Source organism: Lysobacter sp. Root604, assembly GCF_001427505.1.
Lineage (GTDB): Bacteria > Pseudomonadota > Gammaproteobacteria > Xanthomonadales > Xanthomonadaceae > Lysobacter.
Genome location: NZ_LMGS01000010.1, coordinates 333,471 through 356,809, shown reverse-complemented (window position 1 = coordinate 356,809; position 23,339 = coordinate 333,471). Strand labels below are relative to the sequence as shown.

Here is a 23,339-nt window from a genome sequence, read left to right as displayed (position 1 = left end):
GGCTAGTGCGCGACGCGATCCGCAACGGCCGCATCGCGCATCAATTGCGAAGGGCTGGTTCCCAGTAGGCGTTGTAGGCAGCGGGCCATATGGCTGGCGTGCGAGAAGCCCGTCGCCAACGCGATATCGCCGATGCGTTGCTCGCCTTGCAGCAACAACAGGCGCGCGCGTTCGACCCGGCGCTGCAGCACGTAGCGGTGCACCGGCACGCCCGTGGCCTGTTTGAACAGCGCCTTGAAATGCGAGGCGCTGTAGCCCGCCACCGCGGCCAGTTCCAGCAGCGACAAGGGTTCGTCCAGGTGGGCTTCCACGTAGTCCTGGACCCGCCGCAGGCGCCAGCCCGGTAGGGCGCGGCCTTTGGTGTCGGCGACCGGCGAGCGGCGCGATTGCAAGGTCAGCAACCGCGTCGCCAGCGCCGAGGCCAGGCTGTCGGCGAACAAGCGCCCGCCCGGGTACGCGTCGTGATCTTCGGCCTGCATCATCCAGCCGATGCGTTCGACCTGCGGATCGCGCACGTGGATCGCCGGCGCCAGCAGCGCGCCGCCGCTGCCCAGACCCATCGCTTGCGAGGTGTCGCCCAGCAGCGAGGGTGTGAGGCGCAGCAGCAGCGAGCGCGCCGCCCGCGACACCACCCAGCGCGTGCTCGCGCCGGCCGGCACCACGCAGTACTGCCCGTGCAGGCGCACGCCTTGGCGCTGGTGGCCGTCCATGCGGTAGGACACCGGCACCGGTTCGCCCAGGTGCAGGCACAGCACGTGGCGCCCATCCACCGGCGAGTCGAATACGCCCTGCGGCACTGGCGAAGTCAGCACATCCAGCAGCGGCGCGCGATCAGCAGCGGTGCCCAACGGCGACCGCGACGGCGGCGGGGGATAGCAGGCGGGGCGGTCGCTCATGGCCCGATCCTCGGCCCGCGCGGCGGCGGCCGACAGTGCCGAAAATCATCCCTGCGTGCCCGTCGTCGTCCGTTTGTGCGCGCCCGCGCGCCGCGCGTTCGCCAGCATGGGCCGGTCTCCCCGCACAGGACCGCCTTCATGCATCGCCGCCAATTCATTACCTTCGCCGCCGCCAGCCTGGCCGCCGGCGTCGCCGGCAGTTACCTGCCGCTGGCCTCGGCCCGCCGCCGCGCTGCCCATGCCGGCGCCGAGGCGCCCCTGGACGCCGCCGCTTATCGGGCCACCCGTCGCTACGCCGCGTTGCCGTTCGGTAGGATCGCCTACCTCGAACGCGGGCACGGCCGTGCCGCCTTGTTCCTGCATGGCGCTCCGCTCAACGGGTTCCAATGGCGAGGTGCCATCGATCACCTGTCCCCGTACCGGCGCTGCATCGCGCCCGACTTCATGGGGCTGGGTTACTCGGAGGTGCCGGCCGCTCAATCGCTGGCCGCCGGCGATCAGGCCGCCATGCTGGCCGCGCTGTTGGACTCGTTGCGCGTGGATCAGGTCGACATCGTCGCCAGCGACAGCGGCGGTGCGGTGGCTCAGCTGTTTCTGCTGCGCCATCCCAAGCGCGTGCGCAGCCTGCTGCTGACCAATTGCGACGTGGAACCCGACAGCCCGCCGCCCAAGATCCAACCGGTACTCGACATGGCCCGCGCCGGCACCCTGGCCGACGCCACCGCCGAATGGCTGACCGACAAGCCCAAGGCCCGGGCTACGTTCGGTGCCGCCGTGTTCGCCGACCCCAGCGGTTTCGCCGACGAGACCATCGAGTACTACGTCACCCCGCTGGTCAGCACGCCGCTGCGGCGCGCGCAGTACCACGCCTTCCATCTGGCCCTGACGCCGAATCCGTTGGCGGGCATCGAAGCGCAGCTCAAGCGCAGCCGGGTTCCTGTGCGCATCGTGTGGGGCGCTGCGGACGACATCTTCGATCAGGGCGACGCGGAGTATCTGGACCGCACTTTCTCGAACTCCCAAGGCATCCGCCGCGTTCCGCGCGCGAAGCTGTTCTTTCAGGAGGAGTTTCCGGAGGTGATCGCGGAGGAGTCGCGGAGGTTGTGGGGTGTGTGACGCCTTTCGTAGCATCGCTCCTGGCGCAAATCTCGATCGCCAGACGATAGCTCTCTGTGGGAGCGGCGTAAGCCGCGATGGCGCAACTACGCAGAACTGCGCAGCCCGGCCAGAGCACTGGACTACGGTCGCGGCTCACGCCGCTCCTACCCCACAGCCCGCAAGCACGACTCATCGTTTTGGGGTAGGAGCGACGTAAGTCGCGACCGTCCAGTGTCCGAAGTTGCGCTATCGCGGCTTACGCCGCTCCCACAGGAAGCGTCGCCAACGGGATGACGCGGCTAGCGCGACGCCGAGCAGCGCTCCAGCAGCGGGGCGATCGCGTTCATGGCCTGTATGGAGCCCAGGCTCTGGAAGGAGGTCGCATCGAACAACTTGGTCTGTACCGGAGACCTGATGATAGGCAGAACTTCCTCCAGCTCGGCATCGCTGGCCGGATTTCTCTTGTCGCCCCAGCGACGGTAGATCGCGAGCAGGCGCAAGCCTTCGGGGCTAGCGTAGAAGCGCTCCATCTCGGCCTGCTCGTCTTCGCTTAAGGACTGCGCGATGACTTCCTGCATCGCGTCGGTCACCGCGGTGGCGGGGATGCGTTCGATGCACGCGACTTCGTCGGGATTGGCATCAGGCGTGCTGCGCACCATGTCCTTGAAGTCGTCCACATAGGCCGTGGCCATGGCCTTGGCGGTCGCGGAGACGGGTGGCGGGCTCGCCGCCCATGCGGTGGTGCTTAGCGCGATCGAGAGCAGCAGCGGGACCATGCGTGACATGAAATTTCCTATCAGCGTGCGTATGGTGTGAGGGCGTCATTGCGGGCGCTAGGTTGGCGCTGTCAGGCGGCGTTTGCGCGCCCGCCGCGACGCCCGGTTGATGCGCTTGATCCAGGCATCACCTACTCGAACCGCCACCGTGAGCGTTTCCATGCGAATTAGGCAAGAAAAGGCGACCCAGGCTGCGATGGCAGTGAAGAATCCGTAGATCCATCCAAACGCTGTGCTGGGGCCGTAGTGGGCTGTTACGTAAGCGGTAACCACCGCAGTCAAAGCAAAGCTGAAGTAGCCTATGACTACCAGGGCCAGCGCAAGCTTTCGCCTCCTCAGTGTCGCATGATGTCGATGAAACCAGCGCACCGTTTGCGTATCGCTGTCGTAGTGAAACAGATCCCACAATTCCGACAGGTCAACCAGTGCTTGGCTGCTGTCGGGCCGCGTCAGGCCCAAGCGGATCACTGGGGCAGGCAAATGTGTTCCATACGCGTGGCGTACGGCCACTTGCAGCCATAACGCATCGCGTGGGCGGCCATCCGCCCAAAGCTCCAGAAACTCCCGCCGGTGCTGGCCTCTGCGGCCTTGCAAGCCGTGTAGTCCGCGCACCGCATACAGCCCAATAGCGAACACCACGCCAAAGATGAGAAACGATGTTCCGCCCGCTTTGATGATGTCTTGAAGCATGTGACCTCCTGTCTCGCTCTAGAGCATCTTTTACCGTCATGCGGCCTCAGGCAAGAGCGGTACACGGTGGCGAAATCAATGTGCCGGCGAGGCCAAAGGTTTTGACCTGATGCCAGCAATAGCAAGGCCAGCAGTTGCAGCAAGGAGGCTGCGGCCTAGTCCCCATAGGTCGAACCACTCTTGGATCGAATCCCCGAAGATGAGCACCGAAACCCCGATGTCTATCAACTGCACCAGCAGGAAGACAGCGGCAACGTGAAGCGCGCGCCGACCGGAAATGGCTGCAGCGAACCGCCAATAGAGGCAAGCGCCCACCAAGCCGTAGGCGATGCGACGAACAAGGCGCGCACGCTCAATGGCTTCCTCAATGGTCGCGCCGTAGAGATCCCACCGCCCCATGGTCAATCCACTCAGGAAGCCCACGACCATCGCTGCTGCATAGATCAGAAGAGCCCAGGCGATCGTGCGCCGCCACCTGAATGCGTCTCCAACTGGCGGAGGCGGGGTATGCGCGGGAGGTTGGTATGGATTCGTCATTCGCGCCTACTGCGTTTGGTCTGCGAGCTCACGTTACATGGAGTGGGGATGGGAAGCCGGCTTGACCGGCTTCATAGATGGGCCAAAGTCGCGCTCAAAACACCTTGTCCGGGTCTTTGATATACGTCCCCGAAAACTCCAGACGGATATTCGCGATCGCCGTCTTCAGCTTGCCCAGGTCCAGCGTCTCGGTGTCGCCCGCTTCCACCTTCGGCGAGGACAGGATCCAATCGGTGTATAGCGTCGGTTCGGGATACGAGGTGCGGAATTCCTCGGCGATGGCGGCGCGTACGCGGATGCAGTCGAGGGCGGGATCGGTGGGGACGTTGGCCAGGTCGTAACGGAAGGTCAGGTTGACCGGCGCGCCGTGGAAGTGGAAGTCCTGGACCTGGCCGGCGACCAGCTTGCGGTCGTCGTAGGCGCCGCTGGTACGCACGGTGAATTCGATCTCGCCCTTGCTGGGGCGTTGTCCTTCGACCCATTCCACCCAGACGAAGATTTCACCGACGCGCACGCGGCTGACGCGGCCCCAGGTCGACAGCGGACCGCGGCTGGGGGTGAAGCGCAGTTCCACGCGCTGGCCGCCGAGCAAGGCCTCGCGCGCGCTGGTGGGCAAGGCGTACTTGTTGCGGGTGTAGGGCTGCGGTATTGGGCGGAAGCTGTCCAAGGCGCGCGCCTGCATCTTTTTCAGATCGGCGATGGCGACCAGATCGCCGGCCAGGTCGGCGATGCCGCGGTGGTTGTCGCGCGGCGGCAGGGGATCGCTCAGCGCCCAGTAGCGGTAAGCCGCGTCGAACTGGCCCAAGGCGACCAGCATCGAGCGCTGCACGGCGCGGTAGTTGCCCCACAGCACGATCATGGCCTGGCCGGACAGCACCTCTTCCTTCTTCAGGCCCTCTATCTCGCGGGCAACGGCGTCGTACTGGCGACGCGCGATCTCCGACTGCAGCTTGGCGCGCGCGATTTCCTGCACCAGCGGCGGCAGCGCGGCCTGCGCGGTGGTCAGGGCGCGGCCGTAGATCACCAGGATCTTGAGTTCCTTCAGGTACTCCTCGGCGCCGCCGATGCCTTCCTTGATCGCCGGGGCCAGTTGGGTCTCGACTTCCACCCACAGCTGGTCCCAATAGGCGCCGGCGGACGGTGCGCCCTTGGCGTCGTCGGACAGGGATTCGCGGGTCAGCGCCGACAGGTCGTCAGCGAATTTCTTGGCGTTGTCGATCTTGTCGACCGCGGCGACGATGGCCAGGCACATGGTGACGACCTTCTCGATCGCCTTCCCGACCTTGACCAGGGTCTTCATGATCTCGGCCAGCTTGGCGGCGGTGCTGGCCACGTCGGCGGCTGCCTTGGCGGCGCCGGCCGCGCCGGCGGCGTTGCCGCCGAACATCGAGGCCACGCCGGACACGAACGAGAACACCGCGCCGACGATCGCGAACGCGGCCTCGCGTTCCTTGGCGGCCTTCCAGTCGTCCATGCCGCGCTTGAACTCGGCTTCGGCGCGACGCACGTTGGCGCTTTGCGGTTCGATCGAGTCCTGCGCGCGTTTGACGTTGGCGGTGGCCAGGCGCAGGTTCTCGGCCAACTGCTGGCTCACCAGCTTCTGGAACGAACCGGCATCGTCCTTTTCGCCCAACACCAGTTTGGCCGCTTTCTTGCGCGCGTCCAGGTCGTAGCTGCGATCGCTGAGGCGGGCGAAGGTGCCGGCGTAGGCCTGCAAGGCGGGCACGTGATCCTTGGCAATCTCGCCGTAGAACGATGCGCTCAGATACGGCACCTGTTCGGGATCGAAACGCACCGGGCGCAGCAGCTCCTGGGTGGAGCGACAGCCCAGCGACACGGTGTCCCAGCCGCTCTGGTTCGGCACCAGCGCCATCAGCCCTTCCATCCGCGACAGCAGCTCCAGCGCGAGCTCGCCCTTGCCTTCCATGCCCAGCGCCTGCGCGGCGAACAGCATGCGGTCCAGCATCGCGCTGCAGGCCGGCAGCGGCAGCGCGGTCAGGTTGATCGCTTCTTCGGTGAACGGCAGCGGTTTGGTTTCGTCCAGGGGATAGGTACTGACCACGACCTGCCGGGGCGTGAGCGGACTGGGTAGGTCGCGCTTGCCACGGACCTCGTGCTGGCCCCAGCTGGAGTCGTTCCACTTCATCCAGCGCTCCACGCTGATCTTCTGAGTCGCCGGGCTCAGGCTGCCCACGTAGAAGCCCAGACGGAAGGTGATCTCCCAGCCGCGTTTCTCCAGCAGCAACTGCGCCCCGGCCTCCAGGCGCCGTGCCATCACCACGATGTGCTCGAACTCGCGACACAGGATTGGCGCGTCGGCCGCGTGCTGCGCGGTGATGGTGTCGGCGAAGATCAGCAGACGGTCTTCGTTGTCGCGCTCGCTCTTGACCGCGGCCACGCGATGCAGCGCGTCGTCCAGGCCCAGCCGCATGCCCACCACCAGCCACCAGTTGCCGGCGCGGCTGACCCGCACCAGCGGACCGGCGTGGTAGGGGTTGTCGATGATCGCGTCCCAGTCGGGTTCGTCCGCACCCACGGCGGGGTCGGCTAATAGCGTAGACATGCAGCCTCCAGTGATATCCGCAAGAAACATCCGTGTTGCGGCGGGGGAGGCCAGGCCACGAAGTTCCGAGACGTGGGCCGCAAGTGGGGCGAGTATAAGCGTCGGCGCGGCCGGCGCCAGGGCGGCACCATCCGCACCGGGGACGATTCGAAGGTGTGTTGAGCGTCCGCTTGCCGCGATGGCGCCATGCACCGCGTACGAAAAAGCGCGATAAGCCTAGCGCGCCAGAAACCCCAGCACCGCCGCAACGAACTCGTCGTGAAACTCCACGTTCGACAGATGCACGGCCGGCAGCGTCAGCAGCTTCGCGCCCGGCACCGTCGCGGCGATCAGTTCGCCATGGCTGGCTGCGGTGACTGGGTCGTATTGGCCGGCGATCACCAGGGTGGGGTTGGGGATCACGGCGATCGGGCGACGCAGGTCGGCGTCGCGCACGGCGGCGTAGGCGCCGGCCAGGCCTTCGCGGTCGGTGTTCAACAGCATCGTGCGGAACCGGTCGACGACGGGATCGTTCGCGTCGAGCAGGTGGCGCGGGAACCAGTTGGCCAGGAAGATCTCGGCGGTATCGCGCATGTCCGGTGCCTCCAGCACGGCAGCGATACGCTGGTCCCATTGCGGGGCCGGTCCCAGGTAAGACGAGGTGTTGGCCAGGATCAGCCGGTCGATGCGCTCCGGTGCGTGCACGCCCAGCCATTGGCCGACGTAGCCGCCCAGCGACAAGCCGAGGAAATGCGCGCGTTCGATTGCCAGCGCATCCATCAGTTCCAGCACGTCGCGGCCCAGGCGGTCCAGAGAGTAGGCGCCGACCGGGACGCCGGAACCGCCGTGGCCGCGCAGGTCGTAGCGCAGCACGCGGAAGCGCTGGGACAAGGCAGGCACTTCGGCGTCCCACATGTGCACGGTGGTGCCGATGGAATTGGACAGCACCAGCACGGGCAGGGCGGGATCGCCGTCGTAGCGGTAGGCGATGCGGGCGCCGTCGCCGGCGTCGAGGTATTCGGTGTGGCTCATGGTCTTGCTCTCCGGGTGGTGGCGACGGCGCAGCCGCGAACCGGACGGTTCACGAGGCGGCGGCGCTGGCCTTGGAGAGCAGGCTAGTTGCGTGGGTTTCGTCTTGATATTACAAAGTAAGCACAGTCTTTGTAAGAAAATCAGACATGGCCGAATTCACCCTGCACGACCTGCAATGTTTCGATGCGGTGGTTCGCGCGGGCGGTTTCCAGGCCGCGGCGGCAGAGCTGCATCGCTCGCATCCGGCCGTGTTCGCGGCGGTCGCCAAGCTGGAGCGCCAGTTGGGCCTGAGCCTGCTGGACCGCAGCGGTTATCGCGTGCGCCCGACCGAGGCCGGGCTGTCTTTCCATCGGCGCGCGCAGGCGCTGCTGGGCGAGCTAGACATCCTGCGCACGCACGCGGCGCAGTTGGCCATGGGCGAGGAGAGCGAGCTGCACGTGGTGATCGGCGATCTGTGCCCGCGCCCGCAGGCCTTGGGTCTGCTGGGGCGTTTCTTCGCGCAGTGCCCGACCACGCGCCTGCATCTGCATTTCGAGGCGGTCACCGGCCCTTGGGAACGCCTGTTCGATGGCGAGGCCGATCTGATCCTGCACCGCGTCGACAAGAGCGACCCGCGCCTGGAGTGGCTGGATCTGGGCAAGGTGCCGATGGTGCCGGTGGTCGGCGCCGGGCTGCTGCCCGCGCCGCCCACGCGCGCGCTCACGCCCGAGCGCATGCGCGAGTACACCCAGTGCGTGATGCGCGACACCGCGCGTCATTCGCCTTCGCGCGATTACTTCGTGATCGAGGGCGCGCCGCAGTGCACGGTCGGCGATCAGTTGATGAAGAAGGAGATCATCCTGCAGAACCTGGGCTGGGGGCATATGCCGCGCTTCCTGATCGAGGAAGAACTGCGCGACGGCCGCCTGCTGTCGATCGCCGGCCGGCATTTCCCGGGCCGGGTCGAGGAGTTGGTGGCGGCGCGGCGCCGCGATCGTCCGCAGGGCCCGGTTGCGCAGCGGCTGTGGGCGTATTTGCAGGCGCAGGCGTCGGCGCTGCGCGGTGCGCTCGACGTGGCTGCGTCCAAAACCTCCGCCAAGCGGACGGTGGGGCGGCCTGGTGCCTAATCGCTGGGAGGGCGGCGTGTACACATTTTCTACGCCGATAGACATAGCTCCACCCATCCGCACTACCGTCCGGCAGAGATCGTTCCACATTTGGCGCTCGTGAATTTCAGCGGTGATCGCTAAATTCATGCGCAATACGTTGACGCTCGTTCGAAAGCCCGGAAGACTGCGCACACACTAGCGACTATCCGGAGCGTGTGCGATGGATTGGCAGACGGCGGTAATCGGTGTTCTGGTGCTGATCAATCTGATCGCCACCTTGGCTGCGATGCGCAGCGGGACGCTGTCGGGCGGGCAGCGGTTGGTCCAAGTGGCTTTGATATGGCTGCTGCCCTTGATCGGTGCGGTGATCTGCCTGGCTTTCGTATCGACCGAAACGCGCGCAGTGCGCGATTCGATGTCGTCGCACCAGGCGGACCTGCATGCCGCGGATGGCGGGGCGACGATAACGGGGAGCTACTCGGGCGATTGCTTCGGCGGCGGCGATGCCTGCGGCGGTGGCGACGGAGGAGGCGGCGATTGAGGTTCGGTCCGACGCCGCGCCGGCCTTCCTGCGGGCGATCGTTCCCGTAAGCTTCGCGCATGCCTACCTACATCGCCCTGCTCCGTGCCGTGAACGTCGGCGGCACCGGAAAACTGCCCATGGCCGAGCTGCGCGAGATGTGCGCCGCGGCCGGATTTCAGGACGTGCGCACCTACATCGCCAGCGGCAATGTGGTGTTCCGCGCCGCCAAGCAAGCGGCCCAGGTCAAGCAGGCCTTGGAGGCGCGACTGGCCGAGTACGCGGGCAAGCCGGTCGGGGTGGTGGTGCGCACCGGGGCGGACCTGGCGCGGGTGCTGGCCGGCAATCCGTACGCACACGCGGCACCCAACCGGGTGGTGGCGATCTTCCTCGACGATCCGCCACCGGCCGACGCGCTGGACGCGGTGCGGCACCGTCGCGACGAGCAAATCGCCTTGGGCGAGCGCGAGATCTATGTGCATTACGGCGACGGCATGGCCGATTCCAAGCTGGTGATCCCGGCCGCGCGCATAGGCACGGCGCGCAACATGAACACCGTCGCCAAGTTGATCGACATGGCAGGCGCGGACTGACGCTCGAACGCGGCGTGCCGATTGCGAATTCGTGCACTTGACCTCAAGCAGGGTTGAGGTCGTAGGGTGATCGCCTGACGAGAATCAGGTCCTGCCCATGTCGCAAGCATTGCAATATCTAGACCTTTACCTGCAACGCCTCGGCTACGACGCCCCGCCCGCACCCACGCTGGATACGCTGCGCGAATTGCAGCGTCGCCACACCGCCACGTTCGCGTTCGAGACGCTGGCGACGTTCCTGGGCGAGCCGGTGCCGATCGATCTGGCGTCCCTGCAGCGCAAGGTCCTGCACGAGGGCCGTGGCGGTTACTGCTACGAACTCAATCGCCTGTTCCTGGCCCTGGTGCAAGACCTGGGTTTCGTGGCACGCGGCCTGACCGCACGGGTGGTGATGGGCGGGCCGGAGGAGGCGCCGACGGCGCGCACCCATATGTTCGTGCTGGCGACGCTGGACGGCTTGGAGTACCTGGCCGACGTAGGCTTCGGCGGCATGGTGCCGACGGCGCCGCTGCGCCTGGATACGCAGGCGCCGCAGTCGACCCCGCACGAGGACTACCGCCTGGCGCGGATCGACGGCGGCTACGCGCTGCGGGCGAAGGTGGGCGAGGAGTGGCGCCCGATGTACGTCTTCGACCTGACACCCGCGCAGGAGGTCGACTACGTGGTGGGCAATTGGTACGTGTCCACGCATCCGGAGTCGCCGTTCAAAGGGCGCATGTTCGCCGCGCGCACCGGCGACGGCATCCGCAAGACCTTGAGCGACGGCAGCTACGCGGTCCATCGCCTGGGTCAACCCAGCCAGCGCCGCGAACTGGCGGACGCCGATGAGGTGATGGCGGTGTTGCGGGATGAGTTGGGAATCCGTATCGCCGACGCAGCGACCTTGCGCGCGGCGATCGTGAAGCGCCTGGCGGAGCGGGAGACATCCTGACCTGGAGTAGCGCGTCGTAGCTGAGGCGTCGCGGTCGCGACTTGCGGCGCTCCTACAGGAAGCGCTTGGCTGCACGGTGGGGAGCGGATCCCGCCGCGAGATCGCAATCCATGTACATCGAGCGCGACGCGCCTGACATGGGGCTACCGTTCGTCGGCGTTCGCGCGTGCGGTGTCGATCGCCGGCGCGCGAGTTCGACGCTCGGGTAACACCCCAACGGAGTTCGCATCATGCGCAAGATCATCGCGGCCCTGCAGATGTCGCTGGATGGACGCATCGAAGGCCCACAGGGCGAACTGGATTGGGTGGACGCCTGGGACGACCGCTACGGCCTCACCGACCGCATCGACGCCTGTCTGCTTGGCGGCGGCATGTATCCGGGCTACGAAGGCTATTGGAGCGAGGTCCAGAACGACCCCGCCGGCGTGCTCGCCTTCAGCGGGCGCGCGCCGACACCGAACGAGGTGGAGTACGCTCGCTTCGCCGCGTCCACCGAACACATCGTGCTGTCGCGCACGCTGAGGCAGGCGACGTGGCCGCATACCCGCATCGTTCGCGATATCGCCGATATCCGCGCGCTCAAATCCCGGCCCGGCCGCGATCTTTACGCGGTCGGTGGCGCCAGCTTCGTTTCCAGCCTGATGAACGCCGACCTGATCGATGAGCTGTGCCTAGTCGTAAGCCCGATCGTGCTGGGCCCGGGCAAGCCGCTGTTCGGTGGGGTGAGCGGCCGCCATCGTTTGCGGCTGCTGGAAGCCCAAGCGATCGGCGACGACCTGCTGCGCCTGAGTTATGCGGTGACGTCGTAGCGTCGGCCATCCGATGGCGGCGCCGTCATTCCCCCACGGGCGGACAGATGGCGCAGTTGTAGTCGCTGTCCGCTCCGTCGCGATCCGGCGCCCGGGCGATGGTTCTGCGGATGTAAGCCTGGCGTTCGCGCATCAAGGCATCGCGCGGCGCGCCGTAGTCCACGGCCAGTTCGTACAGGGCGCTCGCATTCTCCAACGGGCCGCCCGCGAGGTTCAGGGTCGCCCAGTCGGACAGCAGGTTGGCGACCACGGCATCCGGTGCGGGCACGAACTGGGTGCGTTCGTGTAGCTGGTAGTTCAGCGCGGTTTCGAGCTCCCAAGGTTTGACCGGTTTGCCGTCGTTGCCGGCGGGCAGGGCGGTCGGAAGCGCAGGCACGGTCTTGGCTTCGAATCGGACACCGGCGATGGAGCGACGGTTGAGGTAGCCCGGCTCGCGCGCCGCGGCGATCTTGGCCTCGAGGATGCGCGCGTGCAGCCATTCGGTGCGCAGGTGCTCGTCGGCGTTGCGCTGGATGCCCAGGCGAATCCAGCGCAACGCGACGCGGTCCTGTCCCGCCAGTTCGAGCGCGGTGCCCAGGTTGGCGGCGGTTTCATGGTGGCCCGGGTAAAGGCGCTCGACGGCGATGAAGTGGCGAATCGCCAAGGGATACTGCCCCTGGTAGATCAACAGCACGCCCAGGTTGGTCAGCGACTGGAAGCTGGGCTGCTTGCGCGCCTCGGCGATGGTCCGCTTCGCACGCTCCAGCGCGTGCTCGCGAACGGAACGCTCGCGCATCGACTGGGTCATGTCGTCGCCCAGGTACCACAGGGCCGCGAAGCGCCGGCCGTCGCGGTCGGTGCCGACTTCGTTGATGCAGGCGTGCGCGCTCGAAGCGAGCAGCAGCAGGGCGGTCGCGAGCAGGACTTTCATCGGCGAGATTCCCCAGGAGCGACGCGCAGGGCCGCGTGTCGGGAGCATAAGGCGGCCAAGCGATCGCAGGTGCCACGGCTATTTTCGTCGCTGGCCCAGACGCACGCCTGCGTCGTCATACGCCGATTCGCGAGGGCATCGACGGGCCAGGGTCGCCATAGCCTGCGCGGGAACTCGAATGCATCGCTTACATCGCCTTGAGCTTGTCCGTACTCGCCAATGCGTCGTCGATCATCTTGCGTTGGCGGCGGCTGATCTCCTCTTCCTGCGCGGCTTCGCGGTCGAAGTCGGCCAGCAGGCGGCGGTAGGTATCCAGGTCGCTCTGGCTGCGGAACAGCAGTTCCTTGCCGTCCAGCGAGATGCGGCCGAGGCGCGCATGTGCGAAAGCGAGCAGGGCCTGGGTCGCGGCGACCGCGCGGCGCTGGTTGGCGATCTGTTCGTCATCCAGGGTCACGCGTTGGCGCTTTGACTGCTCGTAGCCGGCGATGAATTGGGCGTTCCTTGCGACGCCGCCCGCCAGGGCGTAGACGCGGCGGTCGAGTTCGGCGGTGTCGGCCCGGGCGATGGCGTTGGAGGCCTCGACCAGAGTCAGGTAGCGACGCATGGTGGATTGGCCGCTCGCGATGCCTTGAGCGTCGACCAGGTTTTGCGGCGCCAGCACGGCGTCCAATTTCAGGGTGGCGACTTCGGCCTGCAATTGCGCCCGCGTATGCGCGCTGCGCTGCCCCATATCGCTAACGATCCGGTTCATGCCGCGCAGCAGCTCGGCGGTGTTGGTGGCGGGCGCCGGAAGAGCGGTGTCGCTGTTGGCGGCCGGCTGGGGTTGGGAACCGACGCGCGTGCGGCCGGCCTCGATGTCGTCGAGGCGCGCTTTTTCCGCCAGCAGCAGCTCGCGGCCGGTCTTGGCCAAGGCGTCGGCCTCCTGGCGTACGTCCGCGCGCCGGTCGATTTCGCTCAGCAGCGAGCTGCAGCGCCCCAACAGAGTCAGACAACCCAATACGATCACCGCGCTGATCGCCACATTGCGCCAGGTGTGGTCGCCGGAATTGCGCGCGCGCGCGGCCGCCCGGCGTGGGTCCGGCATGAAGTTGGCGAGCATCGGCGCGCCGCAGGCCGGGCAGTTGCGCGCGCCGGCGGCGGTTTCGGTCTTGCAGTTCTCACAGGCGTTGACGGTCATCGTGCCTCCCCCTAAGGCGTGATGAGCGATGCGCGCGTCGGCGCGCCTTTGCGAGCTTAGTAGCATCCGAGCGGATGCGCGTCCATATCCGGTCGAGGCCGGCGGCGGAGACTCGGGTCGACGGATGGGGGCCAAAAACGAAGAATCCCGCCGCAGCGGGATTCCTCGTGGGGCTGGCGAGCGGCGCGGGGCGCCGGTCGGGCCTCAATGATGCAGCAGCACGTCGGCGATGATGCCGGTGGCGACCGCGATCAGGATCATGCGGCCGTCGTCCATGCGCACCCAGCGGTGGCCGCGCGGCGGCGGTGCCAGGTGGTAACGCGGGTAGTCGTCGATGTAGTAGCGCGGCTGCATGTAGACCACGTCGATGCGCTGACCGCGGCGGTAATCCTTGTGCCAACCGTTGTGGCGGCCCGGCGGATGGTTGCGGCCGTCGTAGCTGTAGTAATAGCGGCTGTCGTAACGGTCGTAGCCGCGGCCACCGCGGTCGCGACGGTCGTAGCGATCGTCGTCGTCGCGGTCGTGCCTATCGTGACGGTCGTCGCGATCCTGGTGCTTGTCGTGACCGCGGCCATGGCCGTTGCCCTTGCCGCGGCCGTCGGCCATCGCCGGCGAGGCGAGGACGGCCAGAGTGATCGCGGTGGCCAGCAATATGCGTTTCATGCGGATTCTCCCGGTGTTCGGATGGCGTTCGTTGCCATGCGTTGTAATCGCATTGGGGCGTCGATGCAGCTGCATCATGTGCCAAACGCGACCGGCGTCGAGAGTTGCGCGCATTCGTGTTTAAGGTTCCTTTAACCCTGTCCGGTACGTCGGCGCCTCCTGCGTCGACGTAACCGGTTACAGGGGCGGGATGGCTTAACCGCTCCCTACTTAAAGAAACATGCCGCCGGAGGCTTCGATGCGCTGCGCATTGATCCAGCGGTTGTCCGGCGACAGCAAGGAAGCGAACACGCCGCCGATGTCGTCCGGTTGACCGACCCGGCCCAGCGCGGTCTGCGCGGCGATGTAGGCGTTGATATCGGCGTTGTCGCGCACGGTGCCGCCGCCGAAGTCGGTTTCGATCGCGCCGGGCGCGATCACGTTGACGGCGATGCCGCGCGGGCCGAGTTCCTTGGCCAGGTACTTGGTCAGCACTTCGATCGCGCCCTTCATCGATGCGTAGGCGCCGTAGCCGGGCAGGGCGAAGCGGGTCAGGCCGGTGGAGACGTTGACGATGCGGCCGCCGTCGGCGATCAGCGGCAGCAGCGTCTGGGTGAGGAAGAACACGCCCTTGAAATGGATGTTCATCAGTTCGTCGAACTGCGCCTCGGTGGTTTCGGCCAGCGCGGCATACGTGCCGATGCCGGCGTTGTTGATGAGGTAGTCGAAGCGGTCGCGCTGCCAATGCGTGGCCAGGGCATCGCGGACCTGGGCGGCGAAGGCTTCGAAGCCGCGGCTGTCGCCGACGTCGAGTTGCAGGGCGATGGCGCGGCGGCCTTCGGCGCGGATCGCGGCGACGACGGCGTCGGCCTCGGCGCGGTTGCTGCGGTAGGTCAGGATCACGTCGCTGCCCTGGGCGGCGAGCTTGAGGGCGGCGTTGCGGCCGAGGCCGCGGCTGCCGCCGGTGATCAGGGCGATGGTGGAGGGGGTCATGGCAGGACTCCTGAGGGTGGGATGTGGACGCCACTCTATTGGCGCGACTTATGGCGATAAATCTGCATAATTCGATTTATCTGTTCGTTAAATGCGAACAATTGCGCTGCCCGGAGCCCCGATGAACCAGCTCGACGCCATGCAGGTCTTCGTCCGGGTCGCCGAGCTGGCCAGCTTCACCCGCGCCGCCGACAGCCTGGGCCTGCCCAAAGCCAGCGCCTCCACCGCGGTGCAGCAGCTGGAAAACCTGCTGGGCACGCGCCTGCTGCACCGGACCACGCGCAAGGTCCAGACCACCCAGGACGGGCAGGCTTTCTACGAACGCTGCAAGGACCTGTTGGCCGATGTGGACGAACTGCGGGGCATGTTTCAGCAGGCGCCGCAGGCGCTGCGCGGCCGCCTGCGCGTGGACATGCCCAGCGGCATGGCGCACGCGCTGGTGATCCCACGGTTGCCGGAGTTCCTGGCCCTGCACCCGCAGTTGGAGCTGGAACTGAGCAGCGCCGACCGCCGCGTCGACCTGGTGCGCGAAGGCTTCGACTGCGTGGTCCGGATCGGCACCCTGGCCGACAGCAGTCTGATCGCGCGCCCCCTGGGCCAGTTCCGCGTGGCCAACTGCGCCAGCCCCGCCTACCTGCAGCGCTACGGCACGCCGCGACGCCTGCAGGATCTGGCCGGCCATCGCCTGGTCCACTACGCGGCCAGCCTGGGCGGACGACCCGACGGCTGGGAGTACTGGGACGGCGTGGCCTACCGCAGCCTGCCCATGGCCGGCGTGCTCACCGTCAACAACGTCGAGGCCTACCGCACCGCCTGCCTGGTCGGCTTGGGCCTGATCCAGGCCCCGTTGATCGGGCTGGAGCCCTACCTGGCGCGCGGTGAACTGGTCGAAGTGCTGCCGGAACTGAGCGCCGAGCCCATGCCGGTGTCGCTGCTGTACGCCCACCGGCGCAATCTGCCCTTGCGCGCGCAGGTCTTCATGCAATGGATGGCCGAGCTGCTGCAGCCTTACCTGGACCCGCCGGGCTGACGCCGGGCCAGGCGAAAAATATTTCGCGGGCCGTGTCGATCACGCGCCCCTTGGTTCGTCGTCAAGTAGAGCAGGCCGGATCGATCCCGTACTGGGCCCGCCAACTACCCTCCACCCTCAAGGATTCGTCATGGCTACCAAGATCTTCGTCAACCTCCCCGTCCAGGACCTGGACCGTTCGGTCGCCTTCTACACCCAGCTGGGCTATTCGTTCAACGCCAAGTTCACCGACGAGAACGCCACCTGCATGATCGTCTCCGACGACATCTACGTGATGCTGCTGGTCAAGCCGTTCTTCCAGAGTTTCGTGAGCAAGCCGGTCGGCGACGCCAGCCAGAATGTGCTGGCCATCCTCAGCATCAATGCCGAAGACCGCGCCGGCGTCGACGCGCTGGTCGAAAAGGCGATCGCGGCCGGCGCCAAGTCGCCCGAGGCCAAGGATTACGGCTTCATGTACCAGCGCGGTTACGAAGATCCGGACGGCCACCAGTGGGAAGTGTTCTACATGGATCCGGACGCCGACCCGAGCGCCGCGCAGGCGGGCTGATTCGATCTCTGACTCGTTCGCGAACCTTCCCCGTGCGAGCGGGGGAGGTTCGTGCTCGCGTACTTATTTGGAAATGGCCGCGGCGCGCCCGGGGCCGAAGTCCACGCGGCGGCGTTCTTGGATGCGGTCCGCATCGACGCGGCCTTCGACCAGTTCGTAGCCGAGCAGGGCGAACACGCGCTCGCCGACGAAGATGGGGCGCGCGTTGCCGTACCAATCCACGCAGCTGACCTGGCAATCGTCGTCGGTGGCGGGCGAGGTGCGCGCGTCGAGCTGGCCCATGCGGCTCAGGTGCAGGGAGCGGTTGCGCAGGTAGACGACGCTGGCTTGGCCGGGGGCGCTGTAGTCGCGTTCATCCGCCCGCAAGATCGGCAGACCGGCGATGCCTGCGTCGTCGGCGGTCGGACGATAGAAGAAGCCGTGGGTGCGTTGATCGCCCTCCGCCACGCCGGGGTAGACGAAACGTCCCGCGTGCGCGGCGTTGTCGCCCAGGCGAATCCCGCTGAAATGCAGATCGTTGCCGCTGGATCCGACCAGCAAGGCGTCGCGTCCCAGTGCTTCGATGCGGCTCACCGCGTGCGGCAGGGACAAGGCCTGCACCGGCCTCTGGCTGGCGTAGCGCAGGGCGAGAACGGTGCTCGCCGCACCGCGGTCGTCGTGCTGGTACGGCGCTGCGCCCACCAGCAACCAATCGCCGACATAGCGATTCTGCATGGCGCCGTAGCCGGCGATCAGGGCGGGGAGCGGACGGTAGTGCTCGGCTCGGGTGCTGGCGCTGGCGTCGCCGAATTCGTCCAGCTTGACGCGCAGCAGGGCCAGTTCGCCGGTTTTGGCGTCGTCGCGCCACATCGCATGGCCGTCGTAGTCGCTGCCGACCAGCACGTTGAGATAGCCGTCGCGTTGCAGGAACGACATCTGGTCGATGGGGCTGCCGCTGGTACGCAGCGCCGAGGGCGCGCCGCCATCCAGCGGCATGCGGAACACCGACGAAGACGGCACCCCGGCCTTGCCCTTTTCCGAGCTGATCCAGACATAGACCGCGTCCTGCGCGACATAGAACTCGCGCGAGCGGTCGCCGAGCACGGCGGTGGCGCGGCACTCCAGTTCGGCCCTGCCCAGGTCGCACACGCTCACCGTGTGCAGCACGACGGAGTAGTCGTCGCTGGTTGGGTCCAGCGCGTCGTAGATGCGGCTGGCGGGCAGGATGCGTTTGAAGTCGGCGACCTGGGCGCCGGGTCGCCAGTGGCGCAATGCCGGCAGATGCGACTCGGGCTCGTTCAAGTACACCGGCACGGGCGCGTAGAAGATCAGCTGACGTCCGATCAGGCGGCTGGCGTAGTTGCGTTGCGAATAGTAGTCGCCGCTGCGCAGTTGGTAGGTATCGCGATGACGCAGGCCGCCGTCGTCGCCCAGCGCGAACAGGCCGATCTCGGTGCCGCCGCGTTCGTAGCTGTAGCCGATCACGATCACGTCCCGGCCCGACACCAGCATCTCGTCGTACCAAGTGCCGTTGGGGCTGGAGCCCGGCGCGTAGGCGTCGATGGTGGCGACCGGTTGCAGGCCGTCGCCGCCGACGCGGATGGAGAACAGGCGGCCGCGGCGCAGCACGATCAGGTAGTCGCCGGCGTTCTTGACGATGTCGCCTTCGTCCACGCCCAGGGTCTGGACGTTGGTGATCGATTCGGGTGCGGCGGCAGCGGCGTCGGCGCTGGCCTGGGCCGGCGCATCTACCGCCGAGGACTCGGCGAAGCTCATGGGGGCGGGGGGCGGTGAGGGCGGAGGGGGAGGGGGAGGGGCCATCGCGTACTCCTTGGCGGCCTCCTGTCGCCGCCGCTTCATGGTCTGCTGCAAGTTCGTCAGCGCACGCTGGAATGCGGCTTCGTCCTCGAACGATTGCAGTGTGCTCGACGGCTTGGACACCGGCGGCGTGGCGGGCTCGGCGCAGGCCGCCAGCAGCACGGCGCCCAGCGCGATGGACACGACGATCTTCCTGTTCATGCGGTTCCCCAGGGCGGAGGCGGCCGCTCCCGGCGAGCGGCCGACCAGGGTCGCCGCAGCGACCCCGAGACTTCCAACGCATGGGATCCGAAACGGGGTCGAACCCTCACTACCGGCACAGTCCTACCCCGGCCCGCGCTGCGATGATCGCCGCTAGCTCTTTCCTCTCTCTTGCGAGTCCGGCGCCATGAAGACGAATTCCAGTCCCCGACGCTGCGTGCGTACGCTGATATTGACTGGCTCGCTCCTGCTGTTCGGTGCACTGGCGAACGGTCCGGTCGCCGCCGCAGGCTACGTCGCCGGCTCGGTGCCGGCCGCCGACGGCACACGCATTCACTACGCCGACAACGGCCGGACCGGCGCGGCGCCGGCGCTGGTGTTCGTGCCTGGCTGGGGCATGGATCACACGATCTGGGACGCGCAGTTGGCGGCGTTCGGCGAGGGGCATCGGGTGGTGGCGATGGACCCGCGTTCGCAGGGGGCCTCGCAGCAAAGCGGGAGCGGCAATACGCCGGAGGTGCGCGCCAGCGATATCGAGGCCCTGCTGACGGCGCGCAAACTCGATCGGGTGGTGCTGATCGGTTGGTCGCAGGGCGTCCAGGATGTCGCCGCCTATGTGGAGCGTTACGGGACCGGGCGTATCGCCGGCTTGGTGTTGGTGGATGCGGCGGTGTCGCGCGGCGCTGGCGGGGTGGCCGCGGATCCGCAGGCGGCGCAGCGCTTCCTGCAAATGATGGCGGTCTACGCGGCGCATCCGCGCGAGTACCTGCAAGGGATGATGGGTGCGATCTTCGTCAAGCCATTGGCACCGGAGCGCTTGCGCCAGCGCGTCGAGATCGCGCTGCGCACGCCGGTGAGCACCGGCGTAGCGATGCTGGTGGCGGATATGTACGGCGTGGATCGCAGTGGCGCGCTGCAGAAGTTCGATCGGCCGACGTTGATCGTGGCGGCGGCTAGCTCGGAGGAGTTGGCGGCGCAGAAAGCCGCCGCCGCGCAGGTGCCGGGAGCGAGCCTGGAGGTTATCGCCGATGCGGGGCATGGCGTATTCGTGGATCAGCCCGAGGCGTTCAATACGGCGCTGCGGGAGTTCTTGGAGACGTTGCGGCGCTAGGGTGGGATCGCTGTTTTGAGGTGGGCGGCGTCGTGGGTGGGGTGGCGCGGTCGCGGCTTGCGCCGCTCCTACAGGTGGCGATCGGAAGCGGCGCGGGTGGGGCGAGCGAAGGTCGGGGCGCGTTGCGCTGGCGCTGTGGGAGCGGCGTCAGCCACGATTGGACTGCGGCGATGACGCGAGTTGCGCGACGAGTGCGGCGCATTCATCGCGGCTTACGCCGCTCCCACAGAAAGCAGAAAGCAGAGTCGGGATGGCCGGGTAGGAGCGGCGTAAGCCGCGACTCGGTATTCGGTGTGCGTCGTNCATCGCGGCTTACGCCGCTCCCACAGAAAGCAGAAAGCAGAGTCGGGATGGCCGGGTAGGAGCGGCGTAAGCCGCGACTCGGTATTCGGTGTGCGTCGTCAGTTTCGTTGTGGGTGCGGCTTCGCGGTCGCTGCGTGTGCCGCTCCTACAGGTGGCGGTCGGAGGCGGCGCGGGTAGGGGCGAGCGAAGTTCGGGGCGCGTTGCGCTGGCGCTGTGGGAGCGGCGTAAGCCGCGATTGGACTGCGGCGATGACGCGAGTTGCGCGACGAGTGCGGGGCCTTCATCGCGGCTTACGCCGCTCCCACAGAAAGCAGAAAGCAGAGTCGGGATGGCCGGGTAGGAGCGGCGTAAGCCGCGACTCGGTATTCGGTGTGCGTCNCATCGCGGCTTACGCCGCTCCCACAGAAAGCAGAAAGCAGAGTCGGGATGGCCGGGTAGGAGCGGCGTAAGCCGCGACTCGGTATTCGGTGTGCGTCGTTGGTTTCGTCGTGGGTGCGGCTTCGCGGTCGCGGCTTGCGCCGCTCCTACAGGGGCGGATGCGGCTGATGGCGCGCCCGTGGAGGGTGCGGAGCGGCGGGCGGCGGTGCGGCTCAGACGCCGGGGCGCTTGAGTTCGCGGTCCAGCCAGCGGTTGATCAGCGTCTTTTCGTAGCGCAGCGGGTCGCTGTTGCTCAGGGGGTTGGCGTTGCTGAGGAAGCCCATGTCGCTGAGCTTGCGCTCGCCCTCGGCGATGACTTGGCCGTCGGCGCCGATGCGGCGGAAGTTGAGGGTGATGCGCGGCGGGTAGATGTCGCGGATGAAGCGGGTGTCGTTGAAGGCGACGCCGCGCCAGGGTTCGTAGTTGCCGGCGCGGCGGATGTCGAGGATGTCGACTTCCAGGCGCTCGCCCGCGGGCAGGCGCTTCTGCGCGCGCTGGCGCAGGTGTTGGGCCAGGTCTTCGACCCAGTTGCCGCGCTTGGCTTCGCTGGAATTGCCGCTGTAGCGGATCTCGGTGAACTGGGCCGGATTTTGCCAACGCACTTCGACCGGTCCCTGTTCGGGTAGCGCGCGCGGCGCATCGGGGTCGGTGACGTTGCGGCTCTTGGCGACGGCGCCGCCGGCCAGGGTCAGGGCGAGCACGGCGGCGATCAAGGCGGGACGGAGAATCATGGGTGACTCCGTGGATAGCGCGCTGAGGCGACACCCCGATTGTCCGCCCGCGTGCTGGGCACCGCAAATGCCGGAGCCGCGGCGCTTTAGCCCGCGCTCAGCGCCGCGATCAGGGCGCGCGCGGCGGCGGACAGCTGCCGGTGCGGCGCGTAGATCAGCGAGAACGCGCGGCTGCGGCCGCGGGTGTGCGTCAACACCTCGACCAGGCGCCCGGCGCGCACGCGTTCGCCGACGATGAAGTCATAACTCTGGCAGATACCCGCGCCCTGTTCGGCCAGGGACACCATGCCCAAGGGATCGTCCGAGACCCGCAGCGCTCCGCCCGGCGTCCAGTCGCGGTCGCGCCCGTCCTCGCGCAGGATCCAAGGAAATACGCGTCCGCTGCTGGGCATCACGAACGACAGGCAACTGTGCTGGGCCAGGTCGTCGATGGTCCGCGGCAGGCCCGCGCGCCGCAGATAATCGGGCGAGGCGACCAGGCAGACCGGCGCGTCCTCGAGCTTGCGCGCGACCAGGCCGCTGTCGGGCAACTCGCCCAGCCGGATCGCCAGGTCGTAGCCTTCGGCGATCAGGTCGACATTGCGATTGGCGATGCTCAACTCGATCCGCACCTGCGGGTGCTGCTGCGCGAATGCCTGCAGCCGCGCCGGCAGTCGGTAGTGGCCGTAGGTGGTCGGCACGCTCAGGCGCACGCTGCCGGAGAGCGTGCCGCCCTGGCCCTGGAGGCTACGTTCGGCCTCGTCGATCAGGGCGAAGGCGGTGCGGGTCTGCTCGAGGTAGCTGCGCCCGGCTTCGGTCAGGCCCAGGCGCCGGGTCGTGCGCCGCAACAGTTGCACGCCCAGGCGGGTTTCCAGCCGCGCGATCGCGCGGCTGATCGCCGAGGGCGTGGTCGCCAGCGCGGTCGCGGCGGCGGTCAGCGAACCGCGCTCGACCGCGGCGGCGAAGGCCTCGACGTCGGCCAGGTGGTCGTAATGACGGCTCATTCTTGCGATCCACGCACGAGTAATTTGCCAGGAAGCCAGTTTATCGCCATAAAACGCAAGAATAGAGTGCCAGCACCCGGTCGGCTCCCGACCCTTTCCCAGGATTCCCGCCATGAGCGCTTTATTCGCCGCCGCCCTGTTCGGCCTGTCCGCCGCCGCCACCGGCGCCACCCCGCCCGCGCCCAAGCCGGTGCTGATGGTGTTGACCAGCCACGGCACCAAGGGCAGCACCGGTCAGCCCACCGGCTTCTACCTGGGCGAAGTCACCCACCCCCTGGCGGTGTTCGACGCCGCCGGCATTGCGGTCGAGTTCGCTTCGATCCAGGGCGGCGAGCCGCCGGTGGACGGCGTCGAACTGGACGACGCCACCAACGCGCGCTACTGGAACGACGCCGGCTTCCGCGCCGCGATCCGCAACACCGCGCGCCTGGATACCGTCGACAGCGGCAAGTACGCGGCGGTGTTCTACGCCGGCGGCCACGGCGCGGTCTGGGATTTTCCCGACAGCCCGGCGGTGCAGCGGGTGACGCGCGAGGTGTACGAATCCGGCAACGTGGTCGCCGCGGTCTGCCACGGCCCGGCCGCGCTGGTGAACGTGAAGCTCAGCGACGGCAGCTACCTGGTGGCCGGTAAGCGCGTCAGCGCGTTCACCGACGACGAAGAGCGCGCGGTGAAGCTGGAGAGCGTGGTGCCGTTCCTGCTCGCCAGCACGCTGAGCCAGCGCGGCGCGCAGCACCAGGCCGGGCCGAACTGGACCGCGCAGGTCAGCGTCGACGGGCGCCTGGTCACCGGCCAGAACCCGCAGTCGGCCACCGCCACCGCCGAGGCGGTGCGCGATCTGTTGCGCAAGTCGACGGCCGCCAACTAGTACTCGGCGCCGCGAAGACGATGCGGTTCGCCTTTGGCTCACCGCATCCTACGCATCGCGATGCCTGGCGGCGTCCTCTTCGGGTCATGGCGAGGACGGCCGGAGAATTTCGCGCAC

The 23,339-nt window shown here is 67.5% G+C and carries 23 protein-coding genes; 10 read left to right on the top strand and 13 right to left on the bottom strand.

The genetic code is table 11. The features are described 5' to 3' along the window. Nucleotides 1–2: 2 nt before the first annotated feature. A complete protein-coding gene (locus ASD69_RS16755) occupies nucleotides 3–896 on the bottom strand; it encodes an AraC family transcriptional regulator (protein WP_056180890.1) in 894 nt (297 codons plus the stop codon). Nucleotides 897–1,034: 138 nt separating this feature from the next. On the opposite strand from ASD69_RS16755, the gene ASD69_RS16750 reads away from it, so the two are divergent. After that, nucleotides 1,035–2,012: an alpha/beta hydrolase gene (locus tag ASD69_RS16750; protein WP_056180887.1), complete on the top strand. Its 978-nt coding sequence runs from the start codon at nucleotides 1,035–1,037 to the stop codon at nucleotides 2,010–2,012. Nucleotides 2,013–2,293: 281 nt separating this feature from the next. Here the strand turns inward: ASD69_RS16750 and ASD69_RS16745 are convergent, their stop codons facing one another. From ASD69_RS16745 to ASD69_RS16730, 5 genes are all read right to left on the bottom strand, one after another. After that, nucleotides 2,294–2,770: a hypothetical protein gene (locus tag ASD69_RS16745; RefSeq protein ID WP_056180884.1), complete on the bottom strand. Its 477-nt coding sequence runs from the start codon at nucleotides 2,768–2,770 to the stop codon at nucleotides 2,294–2,296. Between the two features lie 57 nt (nucleotides 2,771–2,827). Further along, nucleotides 2,828–3,460 (bottom strand): hypothetical protein, encoded by a 633-nt coding sequence (locus tag ASD69_RS22025; protein ID WP_157499249.1) that lies wholly within the window; start codon nucleotides 3,458–3,460, stop codon nucleotides 2,828–2,830. A gap of 75 nt (nucleotides 3,461–3,535) precedes the next feature. Further along, entirely contained in the window at nucleotides 3,536–3,997 is a 462-nt protein-coding gene (locus ASD69_RS16740) for a hypothetical protein (protein WP_157499247.1), read from the bottom strand. A 94-nt stretch (nucleotides 3,998–4,091) separates the two neighbouring features. Next, complete coding sequence (locus ASD69_RS16735; protein WP_157499245.1) at nucleotides 4,092–6,560, bottom strand: hypothetical protein; 2,469 nt, start codon at nucleotides 6,558–6,560, stop codon at nucleotides 4,092–4,094. 216 nt (nucleotides 6,561–6,776) lie between these two features. Continuing rightward, nucleotides 6,777–7,571, bottom strand: coding sequence for an alpha/beta fold hydrolase (locus tag ASD69_RS16730; RefSeq protein WP_056180876.1), 795 nt, complete (start codon nucleotides 7,569–7,571; stop codon nucleotides 6,777–6,779). Between the two features lie 146 nt (nucleotides 7,572–7,717). Here ASD69_RS16730 and ASD69_RS16725 point away from each other — a divergent pair, with 146 nt between their 5' ends. The 5 genes from ASD69_RS16725 to ASD69_RS16705 all read left to right on the top strand — a co-directional run bounded on the left by ASD69_RS16725 (nucleotide 7,718) and on the right by ASD69_RS16705 (nucleotide 11,512). Then, a complete protein-coding gene (locus ASD69_RS16725; RefSeq protein WP_056180874.1) occupies nucleotides 7,718–8,677 on the top strand; it encodes a LysR family transcriptional regulator in 960 nt (319 codons plus the stop codon). A gap of 202 nt (nucleotides 8,678–8,879) precedes the next feature. Further along, nucleotides 8,880–9,200: a hypothetical protein gene (locus tag ASD69_RS16720; RefSeq protein ID WP_056180869.1), complete on the top strand. Its 321-nt coding sequence runs from the start codon at nucleotides 8,880–8,882 to the stop codon at nucleotides 9,198–9,200. Nucleotides 9,201–9,259: 59 nt separating this feature from the next. After that, a complete protein-coding gene (locus ASD69_RS16715) occupies nucleotides 9,260–9,772 on the top strand; it encodes a DUF1697 domain-containing protein (RefSeq protein ID WP_056180866.1) in 513 nt (170 codons plus the stop codon). A gap of 97 nt (nucleotides 9,773–9,869) precedes the next feature. After that, nucleotides 9,870–10,703, top strand: a complete 834-nt coding sequence (locus ASD69_RS16710) for an arylamine N-acetyltransferase (protein WP_056180863.1) — start codon at nucleotides 9,870–9,872, stop codon at nucleotides 10,701–10,703. A gap of 230 nt (nucleotides 10,704–10,933) precedes the next feature. Next, nucleotides 10,934–11,512 (top strand): dihydrofolate reductase family protein, encoded by a 579-nt coding sequence (locus ASD69_RS16705; RefSeq protein ID WP_056180860.1) that lies wholly within the window; start codon nucleotides 10,934–10,936, stop codon nucleotides 11,510–11,512. Between the two features lie 25 nt (nucleotides 11,513–11,537). Here the strand turns inward: ASD69_RS16705 and ASD69_RS16700 are convergent, their stop codons facing one another. From ASD69_RS16700 to ASD69_RS16685, 4 genes are all read right to left on the bottom strand, one after another. Continuing rightward, nucleotides 11,538–12,422, bottom strand: a complete 885-nt coding sequence (locus ASD69_RS16700; protein WP_056180858.1) for a hypothetical protein — start codon at nucleotides 12,420–12,422, stop codon at nucleotides 11,538–11,540. A gap of 187 nt (nucleotides 12,423–12,609) precedes the next feature. Further along, entirely contained in the window at nucleotides 12,610–13,599 is a 990-nt protein-coding gene (locus ASD69_RS16695; RefSeq protein ID WP_056180855.1) for a zinc ribbon domain-containing protein, read from the bottom strand. 204 nt (nucleotides 13,600–13,803) lie between these two features. Then, on the bottom strand, nucleotides 13,804–14,262 hold the full coding sequence (locus ASD69_RS16690; protein ID WP_056180851.1) for an RcnB family protein: 459 nt from the start codon (nucleotides 14,260–14,262) through the stop codon (nucleotides 13,804–13,806). A 210-nt stretch (nucleotides 14,263–14,472) separates the two neighbouring features. Continuing rightward, entirely contained in the window at nucleotides 14,473–15,234 is a 762-nt protein-coding gene (locus ASD69_RS16685; protein WP_056180847.1) for an SDR family oxidoreductase, read from the bottom strand. Nucleotides 15,235–15,355: 121 nt separating this feature from the next. On the opposite strand from ASD69_RS16685, the gene ASD69_RS16680 reads away from it, so the two are divergent. Continuing rightward, nucleotides 15,356–16,264, top strand: a complete 909-nt coding sequence (locus ASD69_RS16680; protein ID WP_056180843.1) for a LysR family transcriptional regulator — start codon at nucleotides 15,356–15,358, stop codon at nucleotides 16,262–16,264. A 130-nt stretch (nucleotides 16,265–16,394) separates the two neighbouring features. Beyond that, entirely contained in the window at nucleotides 16,395–16,811 is a 417-nt protein-coding gene (locus ASD69_RS16675; RefSeq protein WP_056180839.1) for a VOC family protein, read from the top strand. A 63-nt stretch (nucleotides 16,812–16,874) separates the two neighbouring features. Here the strand turns inward: ASD69_RS16675 and ASD69_RS16670 are convergent, their stop codons facing one another. Then, nucleotides 16,875–18,809, bottom strand: coding sequence for a beta-propeller domain-containing protein (locus tag ASD69_RS16670; RefSeq protein WP_056180836.1), 1,935 nt, complete (start codon nucleotides 18,807–18,809; stop codon nucleotides 16,875–16,877). A gap of 187 nt (nucleotides 18,810–18,996) precedes the next feature. Between ASD69_RS16670 and ASD69_RS16665 the strand changes: the two genes are divergently transcribed. Next, entirely contained in the window at nucleotides 18,997–19,920 is a 924-nt protein-coding gene (locus ASD69_RS16665; RefSeq protein WP_082576567.1) for an alpha/beta hydrolase, read from the top strand. Nucleotides 19,921–20,813: 893 nt separating this feature from the next. On the opposite strand, the gene ASD69_RS16660 is transcribed toward ASD69_RS16665, so the two are convergent. Next, a complete protein-coding gene (locus tag ASD69_RS16660) occupies nucleotides 20,814–21,371 on the bottom strand; it encodes a DUF3016 domain-containing protein (RefSeq protein WP_056180828.1) in 558 nt (185 codons plus the stop codon). A gap of 86 nt (nucleotides 21,372–21,457) precedes the next feature. Beyond that, nucleotides 21,458–22,354 carry a LysR family transcriptional regulator gene (locus tag ASD69_RS16655; protein WP_056180821.1) on the bottom strand — a complete coding sequence of 299 codons (897 nt, stop codon included), beginning with the start codon at nucleotides 22,352–22,354 and terminating at the stop codon, nucleotides 21,458–21,460. Nucleotides 22,355–22,466: 112 nt separating this feature from the next. Between ASD69_RS16655 and ASD69_RS16650 the strand changes: the two genes are divergently transcribed. Then, nucleotides 22,467–23,222: a type 1 glutamine amidotransferase domain-containing protein gene (locus ASD69_RS16650; RefSeq protein ID WP_082576566.1), complete on the top strand. Its 756-nt coding sequence runs from the start codon at nucleotides 22,467–22,469 to the stop codon at nucleotides 23,220–23,222. The last annotated feature ends 117 nt before the right edge of the window (nucleotides 23,223–23,339 follow it).